General features: G+C 69.3%; 8 protein-coding genes. 4 read left to right on the top strand and 4 right to left on the bottom strand.

From position 1 onward, the window contains the following. Window positions 1-272 precede the first annotated feature (272 nt). The 3 genes from ABZT93_RS40060 to ABZT93_RS40050 all read right to left on the bottom strand — a co-directional run bounded on the left by ABZT93_RS40060 (window position 273) and on the right by ABZT93_RS40050 (window position 2,644). Window positions 273-464 (bottom strand): DUF397 domain-containing protein, encoded by a 192-nt coding sequence (locus tag ABZT93_RS40060; protein WP_031039646.1) that lies wholly within the window; start codon window positions 462-464, stop codon window positions 273-275. Between the two features lie 201 nt (window positions 465-665). Further along, the gene (locus ABZT93_RS40055; protein ID WP_356114026.1) at window positions 666-1,535 is read right to left on the bottom strand and encodes a helix-turn-helix transcriptional regulator; all 870 of its coding nucleotides are present in this window, start codon (window positions 1,533-1,535) and stop codon (window positions 666-668) included. A gap of 350 nt (window positions 1,536-1,885) precedes the next feature. Next, a complete protein-coding gene (locus tag ABZT93_RS40050; protein WP_356114024.1) occupies window positions 1,886-2,644 on the bottom strand; it encodes a GPP34 family phosphoprotein in 759 nt (252 codons plus the stop codon). A 235-nt stretch (window positions 2,645-2,879) separates the two neighbouring features. On the opposite strand from ABZT93_RS40050, the gene ABZT93_RS40045 reads away from it, so the two are divergent. Both ABZT93_RS40045 and ABZT93_RS40040 read left to right on the top strand, forming a co-directional pair. Beyond that, the gene (locus ABZT93_RS40045; protein ID WP_356114021.1) at window positions 2,880-5,606 is read left to right on the top strand and encodes a D-alanyl-D-alanine carboxypeptidase; all 2,727 of its coding nucleotides are present in this window, start codon (window positions 2,880-2,882) and stop codon (window positions 5,604-5,606) included. A gap of 154 nt (window positions 5,607-5,760) precedes the next feature. Further along, the gene (locus tag ABZT93_RS40040) at window positions 5,761-7,623 is read left to right on the top strand and encodes an MFS transporter (RefSeq protein ID WP_356114019.1); all 1,863 of its coding nucleotides are present in this window, start codon (window positions 5,761-5,763) and stop codon (window positions 7,621-7,623) included. A gap of 85 nt (window positions 7,624-7,708) precedes the next feature. On the opposite strand, the gene ABZT93_RS40035 is transcribed toward ABZT93_RS40040, so the two are convergent. Beyond that, window positions 7,709-8,536, bottom strand: a complete 828-nt coding sequence (locus ABZT93_RS40035; RefSeq protein ID WP_356114017.1) for a hypothetical protein — start codon at window positions 8,534-8,536, stop codon at window positions 7,709-7,711. A gap of 78 nt (window positions 8,537-8,614) precedes the next feature. Between ABZT93_RS40035 and ABZT93_RS40030 the strand changes: the two genes are divergently transcribed. Next, window positions 8,615-9,403 (top strand): SDR family oxidoreductase, encoded by a 789-nt coding sequence (locus ABZT93_RS40030; RefSeq protein ID WP_356114015.1) that lies wholly within the window; start codon window positions 8,615-8,617, stop codon window positions 9,401-9,403. Window positions 9,404-9,529: 126 nt separating this feature from the next. Further along, on the top strand, window positions 9,530-11,125 hold the full coding sequence (locus ABZT93_RS40025) for a sodium:solute symporter family protein (RefSeq protein WP_356114013.1): 1,596 nt from the start codon (window positions 9,530-9,532) through the stop codon (window positions 11,123-11,125). Window positions 11,126-11,213 lie beyond the last annotated feature (88 nt).

Below are 11,213 nucleotides of genomic sequence, written 5' to 3'. Positions count from 1 at the left end.
GGAGACCAGTCCGGTGGACTGCATGGGGAACATGTCGAAATCGGCGTTCGGGAAGACGGCGCGGGGAACTGCGCGACCAGCCCCCACCGTGCCGCACCCGACACACAACCCCCCGGCCCCAAAGCGCCACAGGCACAGGCACGCGCCGAGCCCCCTCGGCAAGGACGGCGATCTGGTCGAGAGGGCTCTGTGGTGGTGCTTGTGCTGTTGTCGTGAGCAGTTGTGGTGTGCGGTTGTGGGCGAACGGGACGGGGATCAGACCGGTCCGCCCCTCACACCTTGACCGAGGCCACGAAGGCGCTCCACGCCTCGGCGGGGAAGGCCAGCTTGGGACCCTCGGGGATCTTGGTGTCGCCGAGTTCGAGAGCTTCCTCTTCGGTCGACCTCACCATCAGGCACGCCCCGTTGGCGTTGGTGTAGGTGGAGGTCGTCCATGAGTCCAGGTTGCCCAGACGAATTGCCATATTCGCTCCGTAGCCAGATGCGCAGTGTGCGGATTACGCCAACCTTTACTGATCGTTGGCGTGATCGACGCTACTCGCCGACTTCCTCTTTCGGAGCAGTCATTCACTCTTCTGGCGGCATATTCCAAGGGACTCTTCCAGACGGACGTGGCCGGGGTGTACTATCCGGCCCGCCCTGTCCGGAAGGGGCTCAGAAACGCTTCACCGGGCGTACTCCCGGGCGTACTCCTTGGCGATGTCCTCGATCAGTTGACGCGACTGGTCGACGTTGAGCGCCTGCGCCCTCAAGTGCTCGTACATCACGGTGTACTTCTGCACGTCGTGTGCCTTCTCCAGGTACAGGTCGCTGGTGACGCCCTCGATGTAGACGACGCTGGAGTCGGCCGCGTCCGAGAACTCCAGGATGGAGTACTGCCCGCTGAGCCCGGGATGGGCGCCGACGTCGAACGGCAGCACCTGGACGGTGATGTGGGGCTGCTGGGACATCTCCACGAGGTACTCCAGCTGCTCACGCATCACCTGCCGGTTTCCCACGACCCGACGCAGGGACGCCTCGTCGAGAACCACCCACAGCCGCAGCGGATCCCGCTCGGCCGCGACCCGGCTCTGCCGCCGCAGCCGTACCTCGACGCGCTTGTCGTTCTCCGTCTCCGTGGCCTCCGGCGCGCCGCCGCGCACGATGGCCTCGGCGTACGGCCGGGTCTGCAACAGGCCGGTGATGATCTGGGGTTCGTACACGCGCAGCGACTCGGCGTCGGTCTCCAGGCCGATGTAGACGCTGTACGGGATGTCCCCGAAGGCGTGCCACCAGCCCTGCTGGCGCGAGTCCTTGGCCATCTGCATCAGGGACTCGACGACGCGTTGGTCCTCGACCTCGTACACACCGCACAGGTCGCGGACGTCGCGCTGGCTGATGCTGCGCCGGCCGTTCTCCAACCGGCTGATCTTCGACTGTGACACGAGCAGCCGCTCCGCCACCTCTTCGGCCGTCATGCCCTTGAGCTCGCGGAGCCTGCGCAGCTCCTGGCCCAGCCGGCGCCGCCTGACGGTGGGATTGACATTGGACGCCACGGGACGTGCACCTCCGGCTGCGTGCCTCGTTCTTGACTTTGCGTATCTGCTGTTGAGCAGACTGCCACCAAGGTGCTTATTACCGCTGGGAAACGGTGTATATGCGCTGCGTGCACGTCAGTTGGGGGCCGCGCGCCCGAACAGCGCCCGGACATGCGGCCGCGCGGGGCGTCGGAACCCGTCGCCGTCCGATGTACGGACGTACGGTTCCGTCGCCCCGCGCGGACCAGCGGCTCCCGAACCGGTCTTTGGGGACTGACGGTGCGGCGGCTGAGTGGTGCGTGGTGCGGGTCGTGCGTGGTGCGGTCATGCGGTCGTGCTGCCGGCGGTGCGTGCCGTGGGACTGCGGCTCAGTGAGCCACGGCGCGCGCCATCGGGCCTCGGCGCGGTTGCATCGGAACACCGCGAGCGGGTTCCGGCGCGGGCCTGGCTCCGGGGGCGGCCTGACGGCCGACCGGTGGGGCCGGGCTACGACGTGGCTGTGCCGCCACGCCGTTCTGGACGTCCATCACGGCGTGCGCGACGAGTCCGCCCATCGGGTCGTGCCTGATCAGGTCCCGCAGCCGGGAGCGCGAGGATCGGCCCTCGTTGCCCGGATACAGGTGCTTGCCGAGGCCGACCGCGTGTGCCAGGGCGGCGAGCGCCGCGGTCCGCGGGTCCGGCGGTACGCCGGTGCGGATCGCCGAGTCCAGTCGGGCCTTGATCTCCCGGCTGATCTCGTTGTCCGTCGCCTGGTAGCGAGTCGTCGGCAGCACTCCGCACATCTGACCCGCCACGGCATGCACCATGCCGCACCGCTCCAGATGCGAGAGGTAGGTCTGGCGGAGCCCCAGTCGCGGCCCGCCGATCCAGTTCACTGCCCGCACGGGAGCGCCACGCCTTCGCAGCAACTCCAACGCGCAGTCCAAAGTCGGATCTCCAGTCGGCCGTGGGGCTACCACGGCGATACGATCCCCGTCTGGGGCTATCCGTCCGGCCAGCGCCAGCTCCACTAGCTGTGCTCCGGCCAGACCGAGGTCGAGCGACTGCGGCTGAGCGGTGGTACCCGTGGTCGGGTCCAGCGCCAGCAGCAGAAGCTCTTCCGGAAGTGTTCTGCGGCTCCTGCCCATCCATGCCTCCCCGCGTGGATGAAAGACAGGGTGACCCCTCTCACATTGGTCTGTCGAGGGTGCGTGACCTGTTTGTAGTGGAACCGGTAGGTATGTCGTTCTCGTCTACCGCTTGGGACAGGGCCACACACAGGACACTGGTACATGGTTCGGACAGCGTGGTGTGGCGGCTGCCCGGGCGGCGATTCAACGGTTCGGCAGACGCAGGGTGACGGATACCGATCACCCGCGGCACATGGAGGAGGCATCGGTGGCGGGCGAGTCCCCCGACAGGTCGAAGCAGCGCGAGTCGTCGGTTGAACCGACGTCGGGGAGCGCGAGTCCGGTTCCCGAGGCGAGGAGTTCTGCCCGCGATCCCCGGCTCGCGGTGGCACGCGAGTCCATCTCCCCCGGAGGCGTCGACACGGCCACGAGGGTCTTCTCGGTACGTGATCTCCCGAAGCCCCCCGAGGACACCGACAAGAGCCCCACAGAGCCCGACACGGACGGCTCCGGCCCCGCCGAGCCCGCGGACACGCCTCCGGCCGCACAGACGGCCCCTGAGGCCCCCGGAGAGGCCGGTCCGGCGGACACCACCCCGGACGACGCGGGCACGGCGAAGGCACCGGGCGACTCCGAGACGGCCGAGGGCCCGCAGGACTCCGACACGGCGGAGGCCGGGGACGCCTCCGGCACGACCGGAGACCCGGACGACGCGGGCACGGCGAAGGTGCCGGACGACTCCGAGACGGGTGACGGCCCGGAGGACTCCGGTACGGCCAAGGGCTCGGGTGGCTCCGACAGCAGGTCCGATGACCCCGGTACGGCAGCGGGCCCGGACGGTTCCGGTGCGACCGAGGGCCCGAGTGACTCCGAGACGGCCGAGGGCCCGGACGACGCGGACACGGCGAAGGTGCCGGACGACTCCGAGACGGCCGACGGCCCGGAGGACTCCGGTACGGCCGAGGGCTCGGGTGGCTCCGACAGCGGGACCGATGACTCCGGTACGGCGGAGGTCGCCGGTGGGTCCGACGAGCCGGCGACGGCGCGCGATGCGCGGTTGCGGGACGCGGTGGCGGCGTGGGTGGCCACAGGGGACGGCTCCGGCAAGGCGGAGGCCGCGGCGAAGCCCGAGGGCGACGGCGCTGAGCCCGCCGACGCGATCCCCGAGGACGAGTCCGCCCCGGACCCCGAGGCGAAGGCCGACAGCGTGCCGGCGACGGTGCCCGAGGGGGCCGTAGCCGAAGAAGCCCCTGCGGAAGACGAGGGCGAAGCCCCGGAGACCGGCGACCCGAACCCCCCAGAGGCCCGGGGAACTGCGCGCCCAGCCCCCACCGACCCGAAGACGGACGACGACCCCACCGAGGACGCCGAACCCGAGGACGCCAAGCCCGAGGACGACGCGCCCCCCGAGGACGCCAAGCCCGATGACGCGGGGGCCGCCGACGAGCGCCCAGTCGACCAGCCCACCGCCGTCTTCAAGGCCCCCCGGCCCCCCGTGGACCAGCCCACCACCATGCTGAAGCTCGGCAAGGCGGCGGCACCGGAGGAAAAGCCACGGCCCGAGCCGGAGGCCGCGGCCGAGCGGACGAGCAAGTTCGTCGCGCTGAAGGCCCTCGACGAGCCCCGCGAGGCACGGCCGAAGCCGGATGTGACCGCCGCCGTCCCCCAGGTCGGCCCGGAGCGGACCACGCAGCAGCCCCTGCCGCCGAAGCCGCCCCTGGACCTGCTCGCGGAGCTCACCAACACTCCGCCGCCCCCGCCCAGCCCCCTGCGCACCCTCGGCCGCCGCGTCAAGATCTGGACGCCGATCCTGATCCTCCTGGTCGTGGTGTTTGCGATCGCGCAGTCCCTGCGCCCGCTCCCGGCCCCCACGCTCAGCCTCACCGCCGAGGACTCCTACACCTTCGACGGCAGCAAGGTCACCCTCCCGTGGCCCACCCAGGGCCAGGGCTGGATGGACGTCAACGGCGTCGGCACGATGGATGACTTCGGCAAGCAGACCCCGGTCGCGATCGGCTCCGTGGCCAAGGCCATGACCGCCTACATCGTCCTGAAGGACCACCCCCTCAAGTCCGGCGAGGAGGGCCCGAAGATCACTGTCGACGCGCTCGCCGAGAAGGAGGGCGGCTACAACAAGCAGGGCGAGTCCACCCTCGACACCGTCAAGAAGGGCGACGCCCTCACCCAGCGGCAGGCGATCGCGGCGATCATGATCCCGTCCGCCAACAACATCGCCCGGCTGCTCGCCCGCTGGGACGCCGGTTCGGAGGCGGCGTTCATCAAGAAGATGAACGACACCGCCCAGGAACTCGGCATGAAGAACACGAAGTACACCGACGCCTCGGGCCTGAAGGAGACCACCGTCTCCTCCGCCGAGGACCAGGTGAAGCTCGGCAACGAGCTGGTGAAGATCCCGGCGCTGATGGAGATCACGTCCATGGGACAGTGGGTCGATCCGTCCGGACAGAAGTGGTACAACTACAACTATCTGGTCCCCTACACCGGCATCGGCATCAAGACCGGGACCACCAGCGCGGCCGGCGGCAACCTCCTCTTCGCGTCCCGCAAGGAGGTCGGCGGGGAGACCGTGACCGTCGTCGGCGCGATCCTCGGCCAGCACAAGGCGCCGATCATCAAGACCGTCAACGACGTCAGCAAGGTCGCGCTGCTCGCCGCAGAGGACGCCCTGAAGTCGGCGAAGATCCTCAAGAAGGGCGACGTCGTCGGATACGTGGACGACGGTCTCGGCGGTCACACCCCCGTCGTGCTGACCAAGGACGTCACCGCCGTCGGCTGGGCCGGCTTCAAGGTGAAGCTGTCCTTCGCCGCCGACGACGTACCGCACACCGCGAAGGCCGGCACCAAGGTCGGCTCCCTCACCGTCGGGGACGGCGAGGGCGGCGCGGTCAAGGTTCCGGTCACCCTGCAGAAGGATCTGACCGAACCGGGCTTCACCGACAAGCTGACCCGCGTCGGCTGATCAACGACCGGGACGGACACCAGCACGCGGCCCCCGGCCGGACCCCGCCGGGGTTCCGGACGGCGGGCCGCGTGCTAGCGTCACGAACCGGGGCAGGTCGACGCTGGGGCGCGGCCAGGACATGAAGACGGGACACCACGGGGAGTGCCTTCAGGTGGCCACTGCGGAGCCGACACGCGCCGACGAGACCGACCCGGGCCCGGGTACCGGCCCGCGAATACGCGTGCCCGCGGAATCCGACACCGGGCGCGGCGGCCCTCCCAAGGGCACGAGGGGCCTCAGAGCCAGGATCTGGAGCGCTCTCCTCGCGCTGCGTGAACGGCTGCTGCGCCACCCCGTCCTCTCCATGACCGCGCTCTCCGGTGTCCTCCACATCGTCTGGTTCTTCACGTTCGCGAACAGCGGCGGTGACCTCGCGGCGCAGGACGCGTGGGCCGAGTTCGTCGGCCGGCACCCGGACTCGGCGTACAACCTCGCCTGGTACGGCGGCATGCACCCGGTGTCGTACAGCATCGTCTCGCCGTACCTGATGTCGGTTCTCGGCGTCCGTACGACGATGATGCTGGCCGGGACCGTCTCGGCCGGCCTGCTGACGCTGATCCTCATCCGCAGCCGGTCGGTGAAGAACCCGCTGTGGGCCTCGCTCGCGGGCGTGTACGCCTTCCTGTGCAACGCGGCCTCGGGCCGGGTCACCTTCGGCCTCGGCACGATGTTCGCGCTCGGCGCGGTCGCAGTCGTCTTCTGCTGGCCGCACCGCCTGCGCTACAAACGCTGGGCGAAGGCCCTGTGCGCGGCCCCGCTCGCCGCGCTCGCGACCATGGCGTCCCCGGTCGCCGGTCTGTTCGTGGGCCTGGTGGCGGTGGCGCTCTTCCTGGAGAAACGGCGTCCGGGCGCCTGGGCCCTGGGCATCGCGCCCACCGTCGTGGTCGCGCTGTCCGCCTGGCTCTTCCCGTTCGCCGGCACCCAGCCGATGAAGATCGCCTCGGTGCTCCTGCCGCTGGCGTACGGCCTCCTCGTCTACTTCCTCGTCCCGCGCGAGTGGACGACGGTCCGCATCACCGCCGGGGTGTACAGCCTGTCGGTCGTCCTGGTCTGGCTGGTGAGCTCCCAGATCGGCTCCAACATCTCGCGGCTGCCCATGCTGTTCGCGGGGGTGGCCCTGGTGGCCGCGCTGCCCTTCACGGTGCCGCGCTCCCGCAAGTGGTACGCCGTCGTCGTCTCCTTCCTGGGCTTCACCACCTGGGTCGGCTTCAAGTCCGTCGACGACGTCGTCCACACGACCCCCACGGCGTCCTGGGCCCGTGAGCTGGCCCCCCTCGTCAACGAACTCCAGGAGGTCGGCGCCGAGAAGGGCCGCGTCGAGGTCGTACCGGCCGCCTCCCACCGCGAGGCGTCCGCGCTCGCGCCGTACGTCAACCTCGCCCGGGGCTGGAACCGGCAGGCCGACATGGAGCGCAACCCGCTCTTCTACGACGACACCCTGAACTCCGCGAACTACCACGAGTGGCTCCAGCGCTGGGCCGTGCACTTCGTGGTGGTACCGAAGGACGAGCCCGACGGGGACGGGGGCGAGCGGGAGCGGGAGCTGGTCCAGCGCGGGATGCCGTATCTGAAGCAGATCTGGGGCGACGCGAACTGGCAGCTGTTCCAGGTGACCGACCCGGCACCGCTCGCCTCCCCGAACACGGTCGTCGACCGGGCCGCGCAGGGTGAGATGACCATGCGGGTGAAGAAGGCCGGGCGGATTCTGATCCGGATCCCGTACTCGCCGTGGCTGTCGATCGTCGACGCGCAGGGCAAGAAGCTGAAGCCGCCGCAGGAGACGGACGCGTCGAAGGAGCGGGGGGACGGGGAGCCGAAGACGTTCGACAACGTCAACGGCTGCCTGATGGAGACGCCGGAGGACGCGGACGGGGACAAGTGGACGATGCTGATCGCTCCGAAGGCGGGGACGTACCGGTTGGCGGCGCCCTATACGGTGCCGCGCGGGACGCCCTGTCCTGATGAGCTGAAGTAGCTCGTTGGCTCCAGTGCCGGTGGGGGCTTGTCGCGCCCACGCGGCGGAGCCGCATATCGACACAGCCCCGCGTCCCCTGAAGGGCTTACCGCAGCTGGTCCACGTATGTGTCCGTGCCCGGAACTGTCGGGATGAAAGGCGCCAACAGCTCGCGACAGCCCATGCCCGGATCTTCCAGGTCGGTGAAGTACGCCTCCCAGCACTCGCGCGGATCCCTCTCCAGGAACCACAGCAGCGTCAGGCGGGTGTCCACGCCCTCCACCTGCTTCACGTACGTCATGCGGTCGCCCGGGAGCGGGGTCGGGCGGAAGACGGTCACCATGGCCGCCGGTGAGCCCGCCAGCCGCTTCGGAAGGTGCCGCGAGACCAGCCACTCCAGCAACTCACCTCGCTGCTCCGGGGATTCGGCGTCGATCACCTCCAACACCAGCCCCGCGTAAGGGTGGTCCAGGGCGTGGAAGTCCCTCGGGCCCGCCGCTCCGTCGCGGTAGACCGTGGACTCGTGGTCCTGGAAGGCCGTGAAGACGTGGGTGCGGTCCCGGTAGACGCGGGCGTCGCGGTTGAGGCGCTTGTTGATGGCCACCGTCCACCTCATGTGGTCGTCGTAGCGGCCGTCCGTCACCCAGTACACGGAGAGATAGCAGCCGGCCGTCACCGGCTGAGCCACCGCCGACTTCTCCGGGACACGCAGGAGTTGAAGGTCCCGCGTGGCCACCCAGCGGCGCCCCGCGAACATCCAGGGCATGGCCATCGCGCCGGCGTAGTAGTGGTCGTCCTCGTACCAGCGGTTGTAGGCGTACTCGTGGCCGGGATGCGGTTCGACCATGGTGATCAGGGCGTGCCCGGGGCGCACTCCGTAGGGGCCTACGGCGGCCAGCTCGGCGTACGTCTCGCTGCGGGTCTCTTCCGACATGGGACCTTCCCTCCTCCAGCGCTCGCCCATACTCTGACGCTCCGTCAGATAATGCGCCAGAGCAGGGAGGCCGCCGGTATGTCAGTTCTCTCCGGGAAGACCGTCGTGGTGTCGGGAGTCGGCGCCGGGCTCGGTCACCAGGTCGCGGCGGCCGTCGTGCGGGACGGCGGGAACGCCGTGCTGGGGGCGCGGACCGAGGCGAATCTCGCGAAGTGTGCCGCCGAGACGGATCCGGACGGGGCGCACACCGCGTACCGGTCGACGGACATCACCGACGAGCGACAGTGCGTCGCGCTGGCGGAGTTGGCGATGGAGCGGTTCGGCCGACTGGACGCTCTCGTGCAGGTGGCGGCGTGGGACAGCTACTTCGGCGGGCTGGAGGACGCGGACTTCGCGACCTGGCAGTCGGTCATCGACGTGAACCTGCTGGGGTCGCTGCGGATGACCCGGGCCTGTCTGCCGGGGCTGAAGGCGGCGGGCGGCGGGTCGGTGGTGTTCGTCGGGACGCAGTCGGCGGTGGCCGCCCCCTCGCAGGTGCGACAGGCCGCGTACGCCGCCTCGAAGGGGGCGCTGACCAGCGCGATGTACTCGCTGGCGCGGGAGCTGGGCCCGGACCGGATCCGGGTCAACACCGTGCTGCCGGGCTGGATGTGGGGGCCGCCGGTGCAGGCGTACGTGCAGTTCACGGCTCACACGGAGAAGGTGCCGGAGGCGGACGTGCTGCGGCGGCTGACCGACCGGATGGCGCTGCCCGATCTCGCGACCGACGGGGACGTGGCGGATGCGACGGTGTTCCTGGCCTCGGACCGGGCGCGGGCGATCACCGGTCAGTCATTGCTGGTCAACGCCGGGGAGCTGATGCGATGAGTTCATGTAGATGAACGTAGGCCATCATCTCGAATGATTTTACCTTCCCTTGACTCGACGTCAGCTTGTCGTGTCCACGCGGTGGCGCCCACGATGAGCGCCGGGCTGAACCCTGGGAGGGCGCATATGAACGGTCTCGACTGGGCCGTGCTCATCGGCTATTTCGGTGTGATGGTCGCGATCGGCGTCTGGTCGCACAAACGCGTGGACGACGTCAGCGACTTCTTCACCGCGGGCGGCAAGATGCCGTGGTGGCTCTCGGGCATCTCGCACCACATGTCGGGCTACAGCGCGGTGATGTTCACCGGGTACGCGGGCATCGCCTACACCTACGGCGTCACCTCCTTCGTCACCTGGTCCTTCCCCATCGCCCTCGGCGTCGCGATCGGCTCCAAGCTGTTCGCGCCCCGCATCAACCGGCTGCGCTCACGGCTCCATGTGGCTTCCCCGCTGGAGTACTTGAAGAACCGCTACGACCTCAAGACCCAGCAGGCGCTGGCCTGGTCGGGCATGCTGCTGAAGATCGTGGACGTGGGCGCCAAGTGGGCCGCGATCGCCACCCTGTTGTCGGTGTTCACCGGCATCTCGCTCAACCAGGGCATCCTGATCACCGGCGCCATCACGGCCGTCTACTGCACGATCGGCGGCCTGTGGGCCGACGCGCTCACGGAGTTGGGCCAGTTCGTCATCCAACTCCTTGCCGGTGTCGCGATGTTCATCGCCGTCGTCCTCAAGCTCAACGACAAGGGCATCGGCTTCTTCGGCGCCTGGGACGAGCCGGCGCTGAAGGGCCACGGAGAGCCGCTGGTGGGGCCGTACGGCACGGTCTTCCTGCTCGCCTTCCTCTTCATCAAGCTGTTCGAGTACAACGGCGGCATGCTCAACCAGGCCCAGCGCTACATGGCGACGGCGAACGCGCACGAGGCCGAGCGCTCGGCGCGGCTGTCGGCGGTCCTGTGGCTGGTGTGGCCGGTCGTCCTGTTCTTCCCCATGTGGATGTCCCCGCTGCTGGTCCAGTCGCAGAAGCCCGACGGCTCCGACTCCTACGGCCTCATGACCGAACAGCTGCTCCCGCACGGCCTGTTGGGCCTGGTGATCGTCGGATTCTTCTCGCACACCATGGCCATGTGCTCCTCCGACGCCAACGCGATCGCGGCGGTCTTCACCCGGGACTGCGCACCGGTGGTGTGGCGCAGGGCGCGCAGCTGGAGCCAGGGGCAGGGCCTGAGGGTCGCCCGTATCACCACGGTCGTCTTCCTCGGCCTGTCGATGGCGGCGGCGACCCAGGTCAACTCCCCCACCTTCAAGGACATCATCACGGTGGTCATCAGGTGGGTCGCCGGTCTCATGGGCCCGATGGCCATCCCGATGATGCTCGGCCTGCTCCGCCCCTTCCGCCGCTCCGGCCCCACGGCCGCGCTCACCAGCTGGTCGATGGGGCTGCTCGCCTTCTGGCTGGTCAACTATCCGATCAGCTGGAACGTCGAGGGCGGGGTCCCGCTCCAGTACCAGGTCTCGATCCCGCTGGCGGTCTCCCTGGTCCTGTACATCCTGATCGGCTTCATCAAGCCGGAGGACACCCCGGAGCGCCTCGCGATCATCGAGAAGATCAACACGGACGGGGACGGGGACGGAGCTGCGGCGGCCGTCGCGATCCCCACTCCGGCGGGCGGTGTGGAGGACGTGATCGGTACGGGGGTGAAGGACCAGCCGCGGCCCTAGGTCGTGTCCGCAAAGTGGTTGGTGCGTTGGTCTGTTTGTGGTGCGTCGTCATGAGCTGACCGATGAATCGTGGGCGGTGATCGAGCCG

The organism is Streptomyces sp. NPDC005303 (assembly GCF_040607335.1).
Lineage (GTDB): Bacteria > Actinomycetota > Actinomycetes > Streptomycetales > Streptomycetaceae > Streptomyces.
Note: the sequence above shows the minus strand (reverse complement) of the source record. Positions and strands in the feature narration are given on the sequence as shown.